17 protein-coding genes and 1 pseudogene are annotated in these 19,796 nt (G+C 57.2%); 7 read left to right on the top strand and 11 right to left on the bottom strand.

Going from position 1 to position 19,796, the window contains the following annotated elements:
- Nucleotides 1-97: 97 nt before the first annotated feature.
- Complete coding sequence (locus tag ACVDG8_RS14510; protein WP_447255259.1) at nt 98-859, bottom strand: FadR/GntR family transcriptional regulator; 762 nt, start codon at nt 857-859, stop codon at nt 98-100.
- Nucleotides 860-967: 108 nt separating this feature from the next.
- On the opposite strand from ACVDG8_RS14510, the gene ACVDG8_RS14515 reads away from it, so the two are divergent.
- On the top strand, nt 968-1,798 hold the full coding sequence (locus ACVDG8_RS14515; RefSeq protein WP_447255260.1) for an oxidoreductase: 831 nt from the start codon (nt 968-970) through the stop codon (nt 1,796-1,798).
- Between the two features lie 617 nt (nt 1,799-2,415).
- Here ACVDG8_RS14515 and ACVDG8_RS14520 read toward each other — a convergent pair.
- The 8 genes and pseudogenes from ACVDG8_RS14520 to ACVDG8_RS14555 form a co-directional block, all read right to left on the bottom strand.
- The gene (locus tag ACVDG8_RS14520; RefSeq protein ID WP_447254307.1) at nt 2,416-3,609 is read right to left on the bottom strand and encodes an IS91 family transposase; all 1,194 of its coding nucleotides are present in this window, start codon (nt 3,607-3,609) and stop codon (nt 2,416-2,418) included.
- Between the two features lie 3 nt (nt 3,610-3,612).
- A complete protein-coding gene (locus ACVDG8_RS14525) occupies nt 3,613-4,518 on the bottom strand; it encodes a tyrosine-type recombinase/integrase (protein ID WP_447254306.1) in 906 nt (301 codons plus the stop codon).
- Nucleotides 4,519-4,871: 353 nt separating this feature from the next.
- Entirely contained in the window at nt 4,872-5,384 is a 513-nt protein-coding gene (locus ACVDG8_RS14530) for a family 16 glycosylhydrolase (RefSeq protein WP_447257351.1), read from the bottom strand.
- A gap of 1,037 nt (nt 5,385-6,421) precedes the next feature.
- Nucleotides 6,422-7,153, bottom strand: a pseudogene (locus ACVDG8_RS14535) (glycosyltransferase family 25 protein); the annotation flags it as partial.
- A complete protein-coding gene (locus tag ACVDG8_RS14540) occupies nt 7,116-7,733 on the bottom strand; it encodes a glycosyltransferase (protein ID WP_455707768.1) in 618 nt (205 codons plus the stop codon). The pseudogene ACVDG8_RS14535 and the gene ACVDG8_RS14540, both read right to left, overlap by 38 nt.
- Before the next feature lie 262 nt (nt 7,734-7,995).
- A complete protein-coding gene (locus ACVDG8_RS14545) occupies nt 7,996-8,787 on the bottom strand; it encodes a carbamoyltransferase C-terminal domain-containing protein (protein WP_455707769.1) in 792 nt (263 codons plus the stop codon).
- A gap of 145 nt (nt 8,788-8,932) precedes the next feature.
- Entirely contained in the window at nt 8,933-9,631 is a 699-nt protein-coding gene (locus ACVDG8_RS14550; RefSeq protein ID WP_455707770.1) for a hypothetical protein, read from the bottom strand.
- Between the two features lie 1,036 nt (nt 9,632-10,667).
- Nucleotides 10,668-11,909 carry a PD-(D/E)XK nuclease family protein gene (locus ACVDG8_RS14555; RefSeq protein WP_447255265.1) on the bottom strand — a complete coding sequence of 414 codons (1,242 nt, stop codon included), beginning with the start codon at nt 11,907-11,909 and terminating at the stop codon, nt 10,668-10,670.
- A gap of 1,105 nt (nt 11,910-13,014) precedes the next feature.
- On the opposite strand from ACVDG8_RS14555, the gene ACVDG8_RS14560 reads away from it, so the two are divergent.
- The 4 genes from ACVDG8_RS14560 (at nt 13,015) to ACVDG8_RS14575 (ending at nt 15,221) form a co-directional block, all read left to right on the top strand.
- Entirely contained in the window at nt 13,015-13,332 is a 318-nt protein-coding gene (locus ACVDG8_RS14560; RefSeq protein ID WP_447255266.1) for a tetratricopeptide repeat protein, read from the top strand.
- 64 nt (nt 13,333-13,396) lie between these two features.
- Entirely contained in the window at nt 13,397-13,573 is a 177-nt protein-coding gene (locus ACVDG8_RS14565) for a hypothetical protein (RefSeq protein WP_447255267.1), read from the top strand.
- A gap of 211 nt (nt 13,574-13,784) precedes the next feature.
- Nucleotides 13,785-14,753 (top strand): hypothetical protein, encoded by a 969-nt coding sequence (locus tag ACVDG8_RS14570; RefSeq protein ID WP_447255268.1) that lies wholly within the window; start codon nt 13,785-13,787, stop codon nt 14,751-14,753.
- Between the two features lie 195 nt (nt 14,754-14,948).
- Nucleotides 14,949-15,221 carry a hypothetical protein gene (locus ACVDG8_RS14575; protein WP_447255269.1) on the top strand — a complete coding sequence of 91 codons (273 nt, stop codon included), beginning with the start codon at nt 14,949-14,951 and terminating at the stop codon, nt 15,219-15,221.
- 71 nt (nt 15,222-15,292) lie between these two features.
- Here ACVDG8_RS14575 and ACVDG8_RS14580 read toward each other — a convergent pair whose 3' ends face one another.
- Both ACVDG8_RS14580 and ACVDG8_RS14585 read right to left on the bottom strand, forming a co-directional pair.
- Nucleotides 15,293-16,837: a S8 family peptidase gene (locus ACVDG8_RS14580; protein WP_447255270.1), complete on the bottom strand. Its 1,545-nt coding sequence runs from the start codon at nt 16,835-16,837 to the stop codon at nt 15,293-15,295.
- Between the two features lie 40 nt (nt 16,838-16,877).
- Complete coding sequence (locus ACVDG8_RS14585; protein ID WP_447255271.1) at nt 16,878-17,639, bottom strand: DUF1353 domain-containing protein; 762 nt, start codon at nt 17,637-17,639, stop codon at nt 16,878-16,880.
- 316 nt (nt 17,640-17,955) lie between these two features.
- Between ACVDG8_RS14585 and ACVDG8_RS14590 the strand changes: the two genes are divergently transcribed.
- On the top strand, nt 17,956-18,348 hold the full coding sequence (locus tag ACVDG8_RS14590) for a hypothetical protein (protein WP_455707771.1): 393 nt from the start codon (nt 17,956-17,958) through the stop codon (nt 18,346-18,348).
- A 17-nt stretch (nt 18,349-18,365) separates the two neighbouring features.
- A complete protein-coding gene (locus ACVDG8_RS14595; protein WP_447255273.1) occupies nt 18,366-19,724 on the top strand; it encodes a hypothetical protein in 1,359 nt (452 codons plus the stop codon).
- The last annotated feature ends 72 nt before the right edge of the window (nt 19,725-19,796 follow it).

The raw sequence follows: 19,796 nt of genomic DNA on the forward strand, positions 1-19,796 counted from the left end.
GACCCCCTGAGAGCAAGGGTTCCTCCGAAGCGCTTGACGAGGCCGGTGCAGCTCAGCACCGGGGCCGCTCCTGCCATTCCAACAAGATCAATGTCGGTCATGGCTCGCGCACTTTCGTGAGATATGGCTTGAGTGCGCCCATCTGGACGTCAGGACCTTCTTCAGGCGGAAGGGGATGAAGGCGCGCCGCAGCTGCTGCCCGATCAACGTCGCCCGACGCGATTGCATCGACGATGTCTCGATGCATCTTTAGGATTCTCTGGGGGCGGTCACTAACGGTAGCCGATGCTACGACGTCGAGCTCCTGCTCGATATAGTCGAGCAGGGACATATAAATTCCGGAAAGTATCTTGTTCGCGCCCATCCGGGAGATACATCGATGCAACTCCCAATTCCACTTCAGCGTGACGGTTAGATCGTCGACCGTCTCAGCCATCTTGTCGTAAAGCCGATACATCTCCTTCACGTCTTCGGGACGGGAAAGGGCCGTCTTGGCTGCCTCGACAGCTGTTAGAACCTCCAGTTGGTCACGCACGGCGAGGCAGTCTTGTACGGACTCGGAGTTCTTGCGAAAGCCAAGGAAAATATTGCTCAGCCGGAGAAAAATTGATGGCTGAGCGACGAAAACGCCGCCCTGCGGCCCGCGGCGCAGTTCGACCAGACCGCGCGTTTCGAGCACTCGCACTGCCTCATTCATTGTTCCATGGGCAACCTGGAAGGTTTGACGTAACTCCTCCTTGGAGCCGAGCCGTTCATTGCCTTCTCCACGGCGCTCGCGGATGAGCGCCTCGATTCGGCGCACGAGTTCCTCGGCCAGGCTTCCTTCTGCTCGGTTTAGTGGCCCGATGCCCTCCAGCACTGTGATCCTCCGGTATTGCTTTTTTTAATTGATATAATGAATATGCTGAATTGGTCAAGCGATGTTTCCGGGCCTCTAGCTGAGGCTCTACAAAAGGAGGATTTTTGAATGCAGAATTGGCTGATTACGGGATGCTCGACAGGCATCGGCCGGGCATTGGCACTAGCTGTGCTGGAGGGCGGGTGGAACGCAACGCTAACGGCCCGAAATCCAGACGAACTTGAGTATTTCACGACCAATTTCGGGACGGATCGATGTCTGATTCAAAAGCTGGATGTGACTGACGCTAAGGCTATCGACGCGGTCGTGCATCGTTCCGAACGGAAGTTCGGATCAATTGATGTTCTGGTCAACAACGCGGGATTTGGTCTGCGCGCGGCGGTCGAGGAAGGTGACGACAAGGAATTGCGCGACCTGTTCGACACCAACTTCTTCGGTCTTGTCCGCTTGACGAAGGCGGTGCTCCCGGGAATGCGTGCGCGTAAACATGGCTATATCGTAAACATGTCTTCCGCAGCCGGTCGCCTCGCTCAGGCGGGCAACGCTCTATATTCGGCTAGCAAATTTGCGGTTGAGGGAATGTCTGACGGCCTGCGAAAGGAGCTTCAACCACTAGGCATCCGCGTTCTCCTGGTTGAGCCTGGGCCCTTTAGGACAGATTTTGCCGGAAGGTCGTTGCGTCAGGCCAGCCGTCAGATTGAAGACTACGCCGCCACCGCCGGCCTTCTTCGAAAGGAAAATAGCGGAATCCATGGAAATCAGCCGGGTGATCCTGCGCGAGCGGCACAGTGCATCATTCGAACAATGCAGCACCACACCCCTCCATTCCGGTTGGTTCTCGGGCGCGTAGCGAGCGAAAGGGTAGAGGCTGAGCTTAACGCTCAGTTCCAAGAACTGACAGACTGGAAGCAAACAGCGGCCGAAGCTGACTTTCCATAAGGGTCAAGCGGCTCATCGATTCTGATCAGCGCAACCCGCACGCGATACTCTAGTGATTCGATGGAACTATCGCACCATTCTTCGCCTAGCAAGCAGGCTGTGGAAAAAGGATCGGAGATACCCGTTTTGAATCTGGTTTGTGCTCGGCCTGATTCTGATACGTTCCGTGAACAAAGCAGTTTTTCAACAGCCTGCTAGATCTCTTGGAGCAGGACAGCACGGTCGTGATCCCCGACAAGCTACACGCCACCGCACATAATTCCTTCCGCTTCAACGGCAGCTACCGGGATCGCCTTAAGCCGAGCTAAACGGCGGAGATTGTGAAGGGTTTCGGGTGCCGTCAGGCGTACGAAAGCCTCCCATGCAGGAACCCGCGGGCCGCATGCTGTGCGCTATGGGGATTTGTGTGGCGGGTGTGCCAGCGTCTGTCGCGAACGCTCACATTTCGTGCTGCGAGCGTGTCGAGGAAGTAACGTCCGGCTTGGTCGGGGAGCTTGTTACGGTGATTCTGACTGGGTTCGCGTGCCTGATGACCGGCGCAACAGCAAAGCGCACATGCGTTTCCGTTGACCTGCGCCGGCGTAGCGCGGTCGTGGGGGCAAGCGGGCCATGCCGGGTCATGGAGAGTTCTCCCGGCTCGCTGCGGTCGCGTTGGGCGGTCCGCGCGGCTGCCTCCACCGTTCGAACACCTCGATGACGACCATGCGTCCGCCGCAGCACGGGCATGACGGGCGGAAGTCTTCCGGCGCGTGCGGGGTGTCGTCATCGGGAGGTGTGGCAACGCTCAGCAGTTCGCGGGCGAGCGCGAGGCTGGCCTTGCGGGAGCCGCCGGCAAGCAGGCCGTAATGCCGGATGCGATGGAAGCCGTGCGGGAGGACATGGAACAGGAAGCGGCGGACGAACTCATCAATCGCGAGCACCATGACCTGCTGGCGGTTGGCGCCGTCACGGCGGTAATCCTTGTAGCGGAAGGTGACGCCGCTCTTGTCGAAGGCGATCAGCCGGCTGTTCGAGATCGCGACCCGGTGGGTGTAGCGCGACAGGTAGGCGAGCACCGCCTCCGGTCCCGCGAACGGCGCCTTGGCATAGACCACCCAGCGCTTCTTCCGGACCGGCGACAGGTGCCGCAGGAATGCCTGGCGGTCGCCCAGGTGCGCCATCGATCCGAAGAAGCTGAGCCGTCCGGCCTCGTGCAGCGTAACCAGCCGGGTGAGGAAGAGCCGGCGGAACAGTTTGCCGAGCACGCGCACTGGAAGGAGAAAAGCCGGACGCGACGATATCCACCGGCTTCCGTCCGGCGCGATGCCGCCGCCTGGTACGATCATGTGGACATGCGGATGCTGCGTCATTGCCGAGCCCCAGGTGTGGAGGACGGCGGTGATGCCGATGCGCGCGCCGAGGTGCTTGGGATCCGCCGCGATCGTCAGCATCGTCTCCGATGCCGCCTTGAACAACAGATCGTACACCTGCGCCTTGTTGTGGAACGCGATGTCGGCGACCTCGGCCGGCAGCGTGAACACGACGTGGAAGTATCCCACCGGCAGCAGGTCGGCTTCGCGCTCGGCGAGCCATGTACGCGCGGCCGCGCCCTGGCACCTGGGACAATGCCGGTTGCGGCAGGAATTGTAGGCGATGCGCCACTCGCCGCAGTCCTCGCAGGCTTCGACATGCCCGCCGAGGGCCGCGGTACGACATTGCTCGATCGCCGACATGACCTTGAGTTGCTGCAGACTCAGATGACCTGCATAGGCGGCCCGATAGGCGGGCCCGGCGGCACGGAAGATGTCGGCGACCTCGATCGAGGCGCGCACGGATCAGCCGGGCGGCGACTTGCCTTCCATCAGCGCCATCAGCCGGTCGAGCGGCCCGGCGACCGCGTGGATCGTCCGGGTCGAGACCTTGGTGTAAAGCGCGGTCGTATCGAGCTTGCTGTGGCCTAGCAGCACTTGGATGACGCGGATGTCGACATCCTGCTCGAGCAGATGGGTGGCAAAGCTGTGCCGCAGCGTATGCGGGCTGATGCGCTTGCGGATGCCTGCGACTTCAGCAGCCTCCTGGACGGCGCGGTGCAGTTGCCGCGACGAGATCGGATCGGTGCAACTGCGCCCCGGGAACAGCCAGCCATGCGGAAGCATCACCCCGCGCCGCTTGCCTTCGCGCCACCACAGCCGCAGCAGTTCCAGAAGTTGCGGCGAGAGCATGGCGTTGCGGTCCTTGCGTCCCTTGCCCTGTTCGACGCGGATCAGCATGCGTGTGGAGTCGATATCATCGACCTTCAGGTGCGCGACCTCCGATACGCGCAGGCCCGCGCCATAGGCAACACCGAGCGCGGCCTTGTACTTGATACCAGGTGCTGCTTCGAGCAGCCGCGCCGCTTCCTCCACGCTCAGCACGTCTGGCAGCTTGCGTGGATAGCGCATGATCACCAGCACACGGGCCAGATCCCGCCGCTTCAGCGTCATCAGGAACAGGAACCGCAACGCTGAGACCGCGCCGTTGATGGTCGCAGGCCCGACGCCGTTCTCATGCTGATACAGCTGGAAGCGACGGATGTCCTCGGGCGTCGCAGTATCGGGAGCGCGCCCAAGGAATGCGGTAAAGCGCCGGACGTGACGCACGTAATCCTGCTGTGTATGCGGTCCCAGACCTCGCATCAGCATGTCTTGCTGCATGCGCTGACGAAGCGGTGATATCGGTGCATTGGTCGGCAGGGTAGCCATGGCGAGTTCCTCTCGTTGAAGGGAACTCCATGGTCTGGTCGGGCCGTTAGGCACTCAAAGCCGAAGATTACCATACCGCATTGCCAACCGCGCCTTCCCGCGAAGCGGGTTCGTGCATGGGGCGCAAAGCCGCCGTTGCCTTACGCCGTGCACAAAGGCCCAAATGTAACTTCGAGGTTTAGGCCTGACGCTGATCTGTCACAAATGGTCGGCGACGACCCGGATGTTACGCAGTGCGGTGCTGGCTGGGTTACGTCACGCGGGGGTATACCCTGACGAGGTTTGAAAGTTGGCCTTGCGACTCCTTGGGCCGATAGCTGCCTGGGGAGCCTACAGTGCCGGCTACGCGTCTGCTATGCTTTCGGCTCGACCGCTCTCGCCAAGCACAGTAGAGCCTCCGTGCATATACAAGGCGCGACTGGGCTTTGCACGCCACCATGCTTAGCTGAGGTTTCGTTATCCAGATTTATGAAGCCGCGGATCGCGACATCCCTGAACATCGCCGTCGACGGGATCGAGCGGTCCTCCAACGGCCCGGCTAGGCCTTCGGAACGTGGTGACCAGAGGTTTGCGTGGAGCTTCATGGGAAGGTGCGGTATCGGCGTCGGATCCCAACTGCCCCGCTCGTGCATGAGCGCACCGTCCACGAACCATAAGATGCGGTCCGGACACCATTCGATCGAATAGGTATGGAAATCGAGACTTGCATCAAAGCCGAGGTCGACGCGGCATGGTGAGCCGCGGTAGCCGAAGTCGAGGGCCGTACCGTCATCACCTGGATTGAAGTAGACGTTGACCAGCATGTTACGCGGGTCGTCACCTGTAATCTCGATGTCGATCTCCTGTCGAGGCGAGTCCCGGTGCAGAAAGAAGCCTGTGACGAGGCCGCCCCCCGAGCCGCCTTGATGTTCACCTCGACGCGCCCGTGTAGAAGCGCATTATCGGCAACAAAGGCGCCGGACCGGTAGAGCCGGTCCCCGGATTCGACTCCGTCGATAGTCACCGCCGCACCGTTCGGGCCGTGGACAATGCCCTCCCTGGAGAACGCGACCCTATTGCCGGGGAACGTTCCGACGCGAGCGCGGAAGTGAGGCGTCGGCTTCGTAAGCGTTTCCTGCATAAGGGTGACCAACTGGGGCATCGGGGCTCCGTCACGCCGTGGTCGAGCGGGACAGCCGGGCGTTCGTGCGATCGCCCAAGCGGTGTCATCCATCTCGTCGCTCTGCCATAAAACGTCTGCCGTCGACCCGGACGCTCGGGCGTCATCGCGAAACATCCTCCACGCCCGAGGCGGCCCCGCTGGAAAGGCTTGTATTGGCGGCTCTACGGGAAGCAGCGAGCTGAGAGGCAACCACCAAGTGTCGCCAGGACCATCGTTCGGAAGGAAAGATGTTCTGGAGGGCGGCAAGCGGCTGACGTGCTCTGCGCGTTCTAGTCGGGAGTTCGGCTCAAGGACGAACCTTGTGCGCTTGCACCTCGAAGCGACCGCGAACGCGTGCTCCGTCAGCCGCGGGTTAACGAGTGCATCATACCTATCAAACTGACGATCAAGCTCTTCGATCGACAGTTCGTCCGAATTGTGGTCGAACGTGCGCACGCGCAGGCCGATCATCGACAGGGCCATGGCGAGCGGCTCACGTTCACTCTTGGCGGTCCACGCCAGCACACGCGCCGGTCGAGCGCGCGACGGCGCGCGGACAGCATCCGCGTCGACCACACCGGCCTGTGCGAGGAAAGGTAGCACCGAATAAGAGTTGTCCGAAACTGCGTCCGCTCGCTGCAAGATCGCCGGCGTGCGCATCGCCAGAGGCCGGAGCTGATCGAAACGGCGGTTGATCCACATGTCTACGGGGCCGACGACGGGCATCGCTCGGAGGAGCGTGTCTGCCCCTTCCCGTGACAAGACATATCCCGAGAGGAACCACAGGCCGCGCACCGGACGAAAAAGCCCGTCACAAACCTCGATACGTTCGCACGTGCCGCCCGCATCCTCGTAAGACAAGTACAGCATTCGGGGACCTGCCAATCCGCAGCGCTCATTTGCTGCGCGCCATCCGTGATCTATCGCGGCTGCCGCGCCCCGGCGGAACCACACGTCGTCCTCAAGGACTAGAACGTGTTCGATTACGCCCGAGGCGATCGTCTTCCAGGCCTCCACGTGCGATCTTGCGACAGCGATCTCCTGACGTGTCATACGCACCACCTGATCCGCCCCAAAACACTCCTCCAGCCGGGCGTCCGGCTGCACGTGAAGCTGGTCACCCAGCCGGAACATGGGGTCGACATCGGCAGATGCCGCCACGGCCCGGCCATCCCTCGCATCAACCGCCGGCACTCTCGTCGTGATGGATGTCAGCGGGGCGCCGTCGCGGGTCCGGAAACGCGCCAGTTCGCGCATAGTCCGTCTGAGCCTGCGAGGCTGCCTATCGAGATTCAGAACTAGGATAGCGCCAATCTGACTTCCTCCCGAACCGAATGCCGAGATCCGTCCGCCCGGTATGGCGGCAATCGCGCCGCGGCACAGGCGAAATGCAAGACGCCGGAGGCCCTTAGTTGTGTCACGGAGGTTCACGGTCCACGCTCCGAATTTGAAGACTTTAGCATCCGTAGACGTTGCGCCAGTTGCGCCGGTCATTACGGTAGGAAAGCTCCCAACGCATCTCGGCGATTCCGTCCCAGTCTCGAATGAGCTCAAAGTCGAAGCGGCGATCCGCAATTTGCAACAAGTGCGCGTGCGCGGCGAGAGCGGCAGTTAGATTGCCAGGTCCTGTAGTCGCCTGGATTTCGAGAAAACCGTCACTGCCGAGGAGCCTGTCGGTCGCGCGTTTGAGCGCTAACCGCAGTATGGGATGCCCGGCCGGCGCGGCAATGGGGTCGTTATTGACGTAAAACACACGGTTGCCGGCGGGAAGATCGGTGCGCCATATATCCGCTGAAGGCATCATGCCGCCCGCAGCGATATCGTAGCAGAGCGGCTGCACCTTCATTCGGTCATTTCGGAAGATCACCTTCCAGTCGTCTCCGAGTAGCACGTCGTCGGCATCCACGTACCACCCGCCCTCTGCCAGCAGAACACACATTCGCAGATAGTCGCAGCGCATCGCCGGGTGTTCGCACCGGGCGAAGGCGGCACGCTCCCGTTGTCCATAGAAGGTCTCGATGTAGGAAGTTGCCGTGACATCGTTGAACAACCGTAGGACGAACCCTTCGTCCATCAGCCTATCCCAACTCGCCATGCAGGCTCGGACATCGTCCGGCAACTCAAGTTCATTGTGCCAAAACCTCACCAGTGTTCTCGGAATCGAAGGCGGCCGGCTGTTAGCACAATCCATCAATCCATCGTCGCGAAGTTGGAGCAGAGTGAGTTCGCGGATGTAGGCTGATCTCAGCGCCTCATCTTCCTCGAACCCGGCTTGGAAAGGTCGCATATGCTGAAGATCCACTAAGCTTCGCCTAATCCGATGGACGACGTTGTCGTCAGCGCGCCCTGGCCGCATGCGACGAGACGGCTGGCGAGCCATCGGCTTGGCCCAGGTACAACTGGTACCGCGGCGAACTCCTAAGGAGATGAGCGCGACCTCCCACAACGAAGCCGTCCAGACCGTGTTCCCTGGCATAAATATCCAGATCAGTGATGTCGTTGATGAAGCCTTTACCCTTGAAGTTCAGTGAGGTGTTGCAGAGCACCCCAAATCCGGTTCGGTCCCGGAATGCGACGAGCAGGTCGTGGAGCTCTGGGTTGGAACTGCTCGTGACGGTCTGGAGGCGCGCTGTTCCGTTGACATGTGTGACTGCCTGAAGCTCTTTCGTCGTGACCCTAAAAGTGTAGAGCATGTGCGGACTATCAACACGACATCCGAACCATCTCTCAGCCTCCTCTCTTAGGCAGACGGGCGCGATTGGTCGGAACTGTTCTCGTTGCTTGATCCCGTTCAGTCGTTCTCTGGTGGCATCTCGGAACGGGGCCGCGAGAATGGATCGGTTTCCGAGAGCACGGGGGCCGATCTCATACCGTCCATGTGCCCATCCCAGGACCAGATCGTTGGCGAGCATATCGGCGATTAGCGCATAGTCCTTCTCGAAAACGTCGTAGGCGATGTGATCGATGCCGCCGCCCGTTCGGAATTCTGCGCCAGCGTACACATCCCAACATATTTTGGGTTCGCCCGTGTACCGAAACTGGGCATCAATGGCGGTTCCGATGGCGGATCCTGTGTCGTTTGCCACCGGCGGGACGAAGACATCAGAAAAAGTCCGCTCTGCTCCCAACGAGTATTCCAGTCGCAATTGAGGCCGCAGCCCCCGGCAACAAGCAGCGGTCTGCCTCTCTCAAGCCTCTCGCGCGCGAACCTCTCGAAGCGGTCGAAGATGGCGTCGCTGTAGATGCCTGCGAAATCGCGGAATGCGGCGTCCTCTAGGCCAGCATCCAAATGTGGAGCCTTGTCGAGGGCGTCATAATCCGAAAGCTTCCGGTAGGGTCCATCCAGCAAGAAGGCGAGGAGCGCCTTCTCGTCTGTCGTCGGCGTGGAGCGGGTCGAGAACGACGCGAGCGCCATGAGCTTCCCGGCATCAGAGGCCCGTGGATAGGGGCCGTCCTTAGAAAGGTCGGATCGGCCAGCGCGTATAGCAATCCATAGCGATTGCCGGGCTGGGTGAGGACGTCCCCGATCAGAGTGATGCTTAGATCTGCGCCGATTTCGTAGAACGAGCCCATCTCGCCCTCCCAGACCAGGGCGTAGCTCGACGTGCCTTTCGAGAGGGGCGACATCCCCAACGCGCACATTATGTGGGATCGTTCGTGGGAGGACGAGAAGTAGTCAGTTCGGCCGCGCAGGAGGCGCCCCTTTTCCATGATTGCGCCCGCCTCGGATACCCCGCGATAGCCCGCATTGCGACGCGAGCCGTGGAGGAATTCATGGTGATCGAGCGGCCACCAGCCACCCATACAGATGACATCTGGAACATCGGATAGTTCACCGACCGCGTCGAGCACGTCGGCAATTGAAACTGCGGAATAGCGGTAGTTCGAGCCCTTCTCCGCCTCGAGTGAAAACACCAGGCGGCCGTCCTCGATTAGCGCAATGGCGCCATCGTGCCCTGGATTGTAGGACAATATTCTCACTTTGCCGCGTCTCCCCCAATCGGGACTTGCGCGCGCCAATGCCGATAATGACACAGCAGCGGGCTCACCCCCGAGAAATGGTCACAAGTCGTTGTCGACAATCGTTCTTATCAGTAGTGTTCAGATAGAAGGAAGGGCCTCTCGTATGTTATTGACAGCCCTTTTCCGAAAACCGCCATACTCTTTTTGCGACAAGAAAGCTGTCACTCTTCTTAGGAATTTTGTAGTTAGTCAAGGCCCGCAGAAACAGCTCAGCACAAAAAATCTTTTCCTACGCAATCCTCCAGTAAGTGTGCCGGATCACGCCAGCGCCTTCAGCCGTTTCTTGCGATCATCCATCCTAATTTCGAGCCGCCTTGATCGCGGCGAGCAGGTCGTCGAATGTCGGCGGAGCCGCTTTGGCCGCGCGACCGATCATGTCCGCTGATTCGGTCGGAATATTTCTGCAAGCTGACGCTCAAGATTTGATAGTCCAAGTCTTGGAACACGATGGCGCGCCGAAGGTTCTTCGCGTTGTTATCGCTCGCTCGACGACGCTACCGAAATTTGTGGTGAAGACAGCTCGGGTGCGAACCAGTGAAGTCGTGCCAGAAATATTGATGAAGTCCCGGCAAATCAATGGCGCTGGGCCACGGTATGTCAAATTTGTAGACTAGTGATCAGCGTAGCGGCTCGATGGAGTGGATTCACATCGCCGTTAGTCCTGGCGGAACCCGCCACCGGGGCACGATGGCCGGATGGGTTGAAAGTGCATCAGCGTCGTGTTTGCCTTTTGCAGCATAGGGCTTGAGCCAGTGCGGATCGCCAAGGGCTTGTTGGTCCGCAGATGCCGTCGCTGTCGTTGCCAACATCGGGTCGACACCATTCAAGAACGCTGGATTCAGAGTATATACCTGTGGACTCAGTCGACCGCTCGTTCGTCTGCAAGCGCAGTCAAAAGATTTCGCGGTCGCCTTGGAGACCCATAGAATAGACCTGCCGCAACAGAGCCCATAGCTCTCTAATAACTTTGTCGGCCCGCCACTTCCTAAATCGTAGGTTCAACTGCTGTACGCAATGAATTTAGGATTGGGTCAAAATGATCGAAAATTTTCTTGGCGAAATTCTGCAGCGACTTTTTAATCATGTCGACCGACACATCGAAGTCGATTTCGTCGTCATGCCGAGCAGTAAAGATTTCGGATTTAGCCAAACACATCCAATCCTTTCCTGGTCGAGCGTTAGGACGATGCATCCGTTTCTTATCAAGCAATTCCAAATATTTCGCCCTACTAATTTCATCACCAGGGCCCAAATAGAGATAGGCATTGAATTTTTGGCTCTCTCGCTTCAGCTCTAGCAGAATCAGCCGCTTAGACTCGGTCCACGTAGATGTCCTAAACTGTGGAAGATCGTCCCAGTTTTTGAAGGCAAAACGAGCATTGGCTCGGTGATCTGCATCAGGGACTACTGCAATGCCAGCGGCATTGATTGCCGTTTCAATTTCACTTTTCCTGTCCTTAATGGTGTCAAAAAGATTACCCACAGCATCCGGTCGTCTGTCGGCAAGAAAACTCAATGCCTCACTATGATGAGCCCATATTTTACGTGCAATCTCCTCAAGGCGTTCATCCTCCAAGTGGTGTCTCCTCAGCATTCTAAGGTATGCCCGAAAGGTTTCGGCGGCGGGTCCATCGCTATGGCCGTTTGCAACTCCCTCCAGATCTTTTGCAAGGTCAAAAATCCTCAGAGGTTGCCAATAGTCCCTGTCGAGAGGCGCTTCTTCATACTTTGTAAGAAACACGTTGATATGGCGCCACCCACCGGCTGCAGGCCACTCGCTTTGGGCTATCTTTCGGTATCGCTCAAGCTGATCACCACCCTGGATTGAGTCTATCTTTAGCTCGATCAATATGACTATTTTTGCAGAGTGCAGCACCACAAGAAGGTCGATGTTGCGCCATTCTCGTCGTACGTCGGCTTCCTCAATTTCCAGCAGATGAACGTCGAGGGGTTTCAAACGGGAATTGGTGCCACCTAAGGAAGCGTTCTTTGCAACACTCATCAAAAATGCCCGTAGCACTTTTGTGTGAAATCCGTGAGGTCGATCTGGGTTCAGCAGATAAGCCAGGAAATTTCCATGCCGAATTTCTGAACGCACCATACCGAGCGCCTCAAAGGGGCAGAATTGACCGAATTCCCTCTCTAAGACGCGAAAATCTCCGTCCTCAACGAGCAAACGCGCAAGCCCTTCCTCGATGGCGGTTATCTCCTCAATTTTGGTCTTCACCAAGGCCTCCGCTTGATTGGGGAGAAACAAGCACAACCGTCAGAAATCTGAATCGTCGAATGCCCTTTCGCCGAGCTGCGGCTTGCGGTATGCCATGGCGCTTTCGACCGGAGCGAGTCTATTGCACGGACAGTTTCGGCATCTGCATGCGCCGCTCGGCTCCAGGCAGCACTCGATGGATCGTAGACAGCGTCAATAGCTTTGTCGGATTCTGCCGGCGGTTCGTTCGCCGCTATGGTGGATACGCTCGGCGAAGCGGCACCTCGCTGGGAAGGCTGAGATGTCTCATCGGACTGGCTGTCGGCATCTCGCTTGGAACTCGCGCACCTGTGCTCGGCGCGCGCACGCATTCCTGCGGAAGGACCAATACTTCCGCCCCCGAATCGAGAAAATCTCACCGCTTTCCCTTGTCCATTTGATTGGTGCCTAGAAAGAGCGCTTCGCACAGCCCGTCAAGCTTGATTCCTGTTAAATGCCGTTTGTTACCAGCTCGCTGATGCCGTTGGAGTGCATCGACGAATTTGCCATGGATTTTGGCACCCTTTGACCGCCTGTGATATCGCCCTTCAAAAATAGATTTCATTGTTAAGGCGGAGCTTCTAGGGCCAGCATGTTGCGCCGATGCAGTCTCTCCGGCACATCGGGGTATGCCCTGAGGCGACGTAACTCGTCAGGGTATCACACGATGTCACATCTGGGTCGTAACCGACCATTTGTGACACGGCGGCAACGAGCTTAAACCTCGAAGTGACACTAAGGTTTCGCTGGTGGCCATTCACTAGTTTATCCCAATGGCAGCTTTGCGCCTAACTCAGTCCTTGACGCCATTGCCGAGGCTCCTCAAAAGCCGACTCACGAGTCGGAAAGCCCGGCCTCAGGCACGCTTCTGACCTTTGCATCGCGCCGAACGGTGGTTCGGCCGGCCGCGATAGTGGCGATCTACTTCGTTTTGGTCGTCTCCCATGGCTTTGTCGCGGGTGCCGCTGGGCATCCTGAGCCTCTGCCGAAGAATCCAGTCGCGGCCCCAATCGTCCTGGGGTCGCTTTCACGGGCATCGAACTCGATCTTCCTGATCTAGGGCTTAGATGCACTCTCGATCGGCCGCATGGTTGAAGCCGTGCTAGGCATTTCGGGGCTGTGCTTAACATTTGGGTCCGTCGACCTTGCGAGCATGTCAGCATCGGTGGCCTGGTCTGCATTCGGGTACCCAACACAAGCCGCTCAAGCCTATCGCGGCGCGCTGGCGAAGGCACCGGACAATGAGGCGGCGATGCTTGGACTTGGCTCGGCCATGATCGAGTCCGGAGATGTGGAGGTAGGCGTTCGCGCCTTGGCCCAGGCAGCCCCAATGGTAAACACCAGCAAGGCCTACAACCGGTTGGGGGTGGCGCAGACGCTAGCCGGTCAGTTTGAGAAGGCGTAGGCGGCATTCAGCCAGGCACTCCAGCTTAACCCCGGCGACCTGGCTATCGAGACGAATATGGCGATTGCTGCAGCCCCTGGGCAACAATGCCGCGGCTGCGACGCCGCTGATCGAGAAAGTCTCAGCGGCAGCCAGAGTCGAGATCTGCCACAAGCGCGACATGGTGATCGCCAAGGGCCTGCTCGGCAAAACAGCGCCATATCTGGCAATCCGGAAAAGCGACCGGAATGGCTGCTGCTAGTTCTTGGTGCCTACCGGTGAGCTAAGTCCAAAAACGCCAGTGATGACGCCCCTAATCAGCGCGCCGAAAATGCCGAGGCACTGTAATTCTTTAGCTGTACAATGGATTGAAAAGCAAGGGTTTGGTTCAAAAATTGCCGATTTTACCACTTGACACTCCCCATTTATTAGTTCTGAGGTTACGGTGTTGGGGTATCTACGAGGGGAAGAATATGCGTGCGCTCGCGGTAGCAGTCGTTGCGCTAGCTATTGGGCCGCTAGCGGGCTGCGGTGGAGAGGTCTTCAAAAGCCAACAATCGATGGCTATCTCGGACAAGATCGATGGCGCGGTCATCCGATATTATCTTCCAAAGGCGCAATTGCACTTCACCGCATCATATGCACCAGCGGCCGGGACGGGAGACAAAGCCACTCCAGCGGCGCTATCAATCGCGTCTGCGACGACGGCTCCCGAAATTGTCCCCGATACCACTCGGCCGTATTACCTTTCGTATTCCCATGCCGGTTTGTCGGACGACACCGTCGACATCACTTGGACTTCGGGTACCATGCTGCAAAAGCTATCTTCGGAGTCCAGCGACCAGACATTGAAAGCTGTGGAGGCCTTCAACACGCTTCTGGGCCAAGTGGCCACAACGCAAAAGGCGGTAGAGACACTACATGCTGAATCGAGCGTGGCCGGCGGATGTCCGAATTCGCTATCGTCAACCGAAGTTGTAAATCTTTCGGACGGAACCCAGCGCTGGCTGGACGGCACGACATACTCGAAAGACAAGAGGTCTGGTTGCAGCCTCGTGCTCTCCGCTGTGGTGACGCGAATGGGGGCTCCAGCCACCTTCTTTGCCTCGCATAATTTGGACAGGCAGGTAGGCGACCCGTGCGCCGGCCGAATATGCTTCCCGATGGCACAGGAAGTAATGGTCGACGTAACGGCCAAAGTAGATGGGCTGGAGGGGTTGACTGCTCACAAGCAGATTGAATTTTCCGTTCCTTCCGCCAGCGCAAGGGGTTACGTCGCTTTCAGCCGACGCGCTTTTGTCGACAACAAGACGTCCATTCAATTTGCGAATGGGCTGCTCTCTGAATTCCAGTCAACCGATCCAAGTGTCGTTGCAGGCACAATTACTCTTGCAACCGACGTTCTGAAGTCAGTAGCACTTACTGTCCCTTTGGCTAAGTAGCGCGAGCAGCGCGGGGCGCGACATTCGTCGGCGTCTCCAGATGTCGGGTGTCTCGACTGGGCGCGCTGTTCGCAGCTGCCGCTCAACTATGGCACATCCGGATTCAAGAGTTCCAGCGATCGCAAGGCAACGCCATGCGCGAGCCCCGTCTTCTGAGGTGACGGAGACTACGAACTTAGCGAGCTTCTGCCTAGCGTGGTCTCGCGCCTAAAAGACCTCTACGGCAGGGCCGTCGACTCGGCTCAGTCTTGGGGCAACACGGCGGCCAAGCAAGCGGCCCTGGCGCGAAAAGCTGCTCTTTCAAGTTCGAATGGCGCGAGCAAGGTCGAGCAGTGGGCCGTGAATAAGGCCGTCCACTACAAAGAGTGGGCCAATTTCGGCAGCAAGGATTTAGAGCCCGTAGTAGCCGCGTTCAGCGCGAAGCCAACTTCATTGCGCGAGCCCTGGCTTGTTGTTTTATTTATTTAGCATCAATATTCGTCTTGGCCGTCTCGTCCCGTAGCCAAAAAGCCGCAAGAAATTGGAACTCGATTCAAAACTCAAGGGCAAGCTCCCAGTGCATCCTTGAGCCTCAACATAGGAACATTTGAGCTCGACTTCGTATTTGACTTGAGCAAGCAGGCCATTGCCTCTTCGCTAGAGTAGCTTGGCCGCACCAGACGAAACAGGGCAAGCCCAGCCGCGCAGTAGGGTGAAGCCATCGACGTCCCGCTCATCTTACCATACGCTGAAGTAGAAGTATGGTGCTGACCGTCAAATGCGACCGTGCTGACGATGTCCACACCCGGGCACGAGATATCGCCTCCCGTATTGGAGAACGGAGCGCGCTTTCCGTCTTTGTCATGCGCTTCGACGATAACGCCGTTGTTGATACCCTGACCGCGGGCTACGATCGCCGCCCAGTTAAACGGACTAGCGTACTTCGCGCCGATGGGCGGATCGATCCCCGTGCTGTCATTTCCTGCAGCGGAGAAGATGATCTTGCCGCGCTTTTCGGCGTTTCGCAGAACCGTGACTAGCATTGGCCCCTGAATTTCCACCAGAGATCTCGACAGGGTTGCATCTGCTGCATCGGGATTGATACCGAAGTTGCCCTCCCAATTGTAGCCCAAGCTAATGTTGAATGTGGACACGTCGTCAGTCGATTCAACAAAATCGCTGAGACTGCCCAATATCTGACTGAATAGTGTCACGAACTGGGTGACTTGCCCTCCCTGAACGCTCTTGAAAAACACATTGCCATACTGTGCCCGCACAAAGCAATTTGGAAGGACACCTCGAACTCCGCTGGAGGTTGGGTGACGACCACAGGCGATGCCAGCTACATGGGTACCGTGATCTTCGATCGGCATATCCTTCGAGTATCCCAGGAAGACAAGATCTTCGTGCTTTGCGAAGCCCACATCCATTATGCCGAAAATGACGCCATCCTGGGCACCCGGCAGGGCCCAAAGCTGGTCTGCTTGGATGTCCCGGATACCCCAATCAGTGACATTATCTCCAACAGGAGCCTGGTCTTGTACCTCCGTTGGCATTACGAAGTTGGTGATATCCGCTTGTCCTTGCATTACCACGTCCGGCGTGGCCTCTAGAATCCTAGGATCCTTTTTAAACTCTTGGCTTGCCTGAACCAGGCCGCGGATAATGGTATCGTTGATACTGTTGTCAGTGCCTTGTTGTTGGAAAAAGCGGCTCAGGTCTGTTTTAACTTGCACAGCACCTATCCCAGGAAACGTCCTGATTACTTCATAGTTGTGTTGCCCCAAATAATCATTAACCTGCTTCTGTGTAGTGTCCGGCTTGAACTGCAAAATCATAGAGTTCTGCGCCGCAAAAGGCACGTCTACCTTCCCTTGCGCATCGACGGTTGCCGGCGTCTGCTGTGGTGGCAATTTATCGGGATCTACCTTGAGTTCTTTCCATGTCAATTCGCCTGACTTCTTCTCGGGAATCAGCGTTTCGATTGCCTGACGAGTTTCAAGGCTTGGAGCTACAAATATATTCGATTTCAAATCAGCGGCGTATGCCGATTGTAGAAACACAAGCAACCCGGCGCACGTGCTAACTTTCCAAAATCTCACCATGGAACTCCTCCAAAGCACACCAGTCGACATCACTGGGCCGTTATTCATGAGATAGGAACACATTCTCGCCATGATTGAAAACCGCAAGAGATTCGAGGTCCTTTAGCGAAAGCGGCGTGCCCCGAACCTCGCTTAAGCCGATCTTCTTTTGAATTTCATTTAGCTCATTTGCATGTGCATCCGCGTAATCGGCTCCTTCCTCGGCAAAAACCTTACCCGCGCTCATTTCCACCTTGGCGCCAGTGGCGACAACGGTTCCACCCGCGGTGACTGATAGTTGGTCAGGAACCGAAAAAACGCATCGATTGCCGCACGAAATGCCTTGTGCCAGAGCGCCCCAATGCGGTCCGAAGGTGTAAACAGCGAAGTACATTGTCTTCGCTTTTACGACGTCCACACCATTTACCAGCATTGCCTGATAAAAAACGCGAGCTGTATCTCGCCAGCTCCGAACCCTGTGGGCGGCGTCCGTATAGTGATCGTGGATCACCGCCGCTGGCAGGTAGTCAGATTCGAAAGAAAGCCCGATTATGGGTTTAAACAGGGGTGGGATGCTCGCGCCATCGGTGATATCACCTTTACCCGCTTTCCAAACAAACTCGTCCGTATCGATAAAGAAGATATCGTCCGCTAAGACCTTCGTCTTTCCAGAGGTATCCGAAGGGTTTTCCACTAGCTTGAGTGCCCCTACGAAGCAAGGCGCGCAGGGTGGCGGATCTGGCAATGATGCACCCACCGAGAAATGACTGGAACCAAGGATTAGGCCGGCTGCAATGCCGAACCTTGGGACTCCCAACGCCATCCGCTTCCCCCATTCCGCCAGACAGAGAAATGCGTGCCACCCGCCGCTTATACGACAGGCATTTAACGAGTTCAGTATCAAGGAATTATTCCTTTATTATTACACCACTACCGTCCGCAACGCAACTCCCTGCTCCATGCATTTCTTGATGCCTAGGTCTTCTTTCTGCAGAACGAAATCATTTAAAAATATCAGCAACCGACTGAATTGCCTTGCAGATCGTGCGCCACACGAAGATATTTACTGGAGCGAGATTTATTTTTGACGATGCGGCATAGGCTCGGCACACGCAAATATCGTTGCGAACGCCTTCCGCATGTGGCAATCTTTATATATTTCTCGCGAAGTAATAGGCGTCTCTGACCTTGACGAGGTGACGGCGGTGTCAACATTTGCGCGTGTCCAGCAGCTTCTCGATAAGGCAATCGCTGATTGGACCACTCAACATGGCCGCGCGCCGATACTGGCAAAGCACAATGGTCCATTTGGATGGAGCACGCGGGACCAACTGGTTAGCTCTAAGGCCTTTGGACTGCCTCTACTTTCCCAGAAAATTATCGATGCGAAAGATGGCGACAACGCCAACCTGGTCATTGCGCTGCGCACGGGTATTCCGGGATTTCCGAGAATGCCGAACCGTGGACCTTACATGATCGATGCGGAAATTGAAGAAATCGTCGATTGGATAAATGCTGGCGCATTGCCGTAACTCTTTGGGAGATTTCGATGCGGATGTTTCTGCGGTCTGTGGCAGGTTTTGCTTTCCTGTTAGTAGGGAGCACCGCCGCAACTTCTGCTGAGCAGATCGTTGAGCCTGGGGGAACACCAGAAGATGCCCAAATGGCATTATCCAATCCGGACGAATTCGCATGGCGGCTCTTTCTGTACATCAACCGTCAAGCCTTGCCAGGCAGTGCCGGCCAAGCCGACCCTTCCAAAGGATCTGTCCGCGATTACGGCCCAGACAAGGACGTCGTATGGGAAACGTGGGCGCTTGCCAGCGGACTAGTTGTAGCGCCAAGCCAGAGCGGCCTTCGATATGTCGATAACAAAAGCGAGGTTTTCAAGCGACCGGCAACACTCCCTGTCGAGTGGGACAAGCTCGATCGCGCGGGAAACAAGCCGGTCCTCTCCGCTAATCTGCAAGGCCTATTCCCAGCTTTGGACATTGCGGCAGGGATGAAGCCGGGAGGCTCTATGACCTTCGCCGCGCCGGCGGGTGTGCCAGCGGGGGACGAAGAAGTTCGGATGAACCGGTCTACCTATGAAGCTGTCAGGTCAAAGCGACTGTATAGTATTGAAGGATTGGACGACGCAGTGGCGGCCGCGAAAGCTGCGGGGAAAGCGTCACTTGCGGAATTCGAGCCCTCTGCGAAGGAGGTGAAAGCTCAGTGGATCCGACTTACCTCGTGCACTGCGGATAAGCCCTGCGCTGACAAAGATAGGTTTCACTGGAGGGTGATTGTGAATCCGGAAAACAATGTTCCGGAAGTTTGGGGCCTTGCGTCGCTGCACGTTATTACGAAAGACCTAAAGAACTGGTTCTGGGCGGACTTCGGCCATATTGATTGCGAAACGGGTGCTGGTCCGTGTTCCGATTTTTCTGCCGATGAAGGAAACGTTCTGCGGGACTCGACCACTAATGGCCCGGACGGCAAGGGCGCTTCGGGTTCGATGGGGGTCAGAAATGAGACGGTAAAATCGAAGTGGGAGTTCTATCGCTTACGTGGAACGCAAATTGATTTCGTAACGGCGCAGGGTCTACCAACGATATTATCCAACCCTGTCATCGAGAGCAGTTTTCAGAAATCCTCGTGCATGACTTGCCATGCTTATGCCACTGCCGGCATTCCCGGCTCAGTGCCGGATGAGGGGACTAGCCTTCCGCGTTTCCTTGGTTTTGATTTCGTGAGAAACATCGGGTCGTCGGCCCCTCCTCGACCCGATGTTGGTGCGCCGGTCTGTGGAAAATTCTTTAACAAGAGCTCCGGCTTTTGCCCTGATGCGCAATCACCGGACAAACCACTCTATTTTCAAACTGACTTCTTGTGGGACATGCCATTTCGAGCCTTCAGTGAGAAATAGGTCGGCGATACAGACCGGCTAAGTGGAAAGCCTTTTTGCAATTGACATCGACTATTTGCGGCAAGGTAGCGT

This window comes from Mesorhizobium sp. ORM8.1 (assembly GCF_053005525.2).

What these genes read in the sequence shown, in the direction of transcription:
- ACVDG8_RS14515 (WP_447255260.1), top strand. Translation starts at nt 968, where the DNA reads ATGCAGAATTGGCTGATTACGGGATGCTCGACAGGCATCGGCCGGGCA.
- ACVDG8_RS14525 (WP_447254306.1), bottom strand. Translation starts at nt 4,518, where the DNA reads ATGGCTACCCTGCCGACCAATGCACCGATATCACCGCTTCGTCAGCGC.
- ACVDG8_RS14540 (WP_455707768.1), bottom strand. Translation starts at nt 7,733, where the DNA reads ATGGACGAAGGGTTCGTCCTACGGTTGTTCAACGATGTCACGGCAACT.
- ACVDG8_RS14560 (WP_447255266.1), top strand. Translation starts at nt 13,015, where the DNA reads ATGGTTGAAGCCGTGCTAGGCATTTCGGGGCTGTGCTTAACATTTGGG.
- ACVDG8_RS14570 (WP_447255268.1), top strand. Translation starts at nt 13,785, where the DNA reads ATGCGTGCGCTCGCGGTAGCAGTCGTTGCGCTAGCTATTGGGCCGCTA.
- ACVDG8_RS14580 (WP_447255270.1), bottom strand. Translation starts at nt 16,837, where the DNA reads ATGGTGAGATTTTGGAAAGTTAGCACGTGCGCCGGGTTGCTTGTGTTT.
- ACVDG8_RS14585 (WP_447255271.1), bottom strand. Translation starts at nt 17,639, where the DNA reads ATGGCGTTGGGAGTCCCAAGGTTCGGCATTGCAGCCGGCCTAATCCTT.
- ACVDG8_RS14590 (WP_455707771.1), top strand. Translation starts at nt 17,956, where the DNA reads ATGTGGCAATCTTTATATATTTCTCGCGAAGTAATAGGCGTCTCTGAC.
- ACVDG8_RS14595 (WP_447255273.1), top strand. Translation starts at nt 18,366, where the DNA reads ATGCGGATGTTTCTGCGGTCTGTGGCAGGTTTTGCTTTCCTGTTAGTA.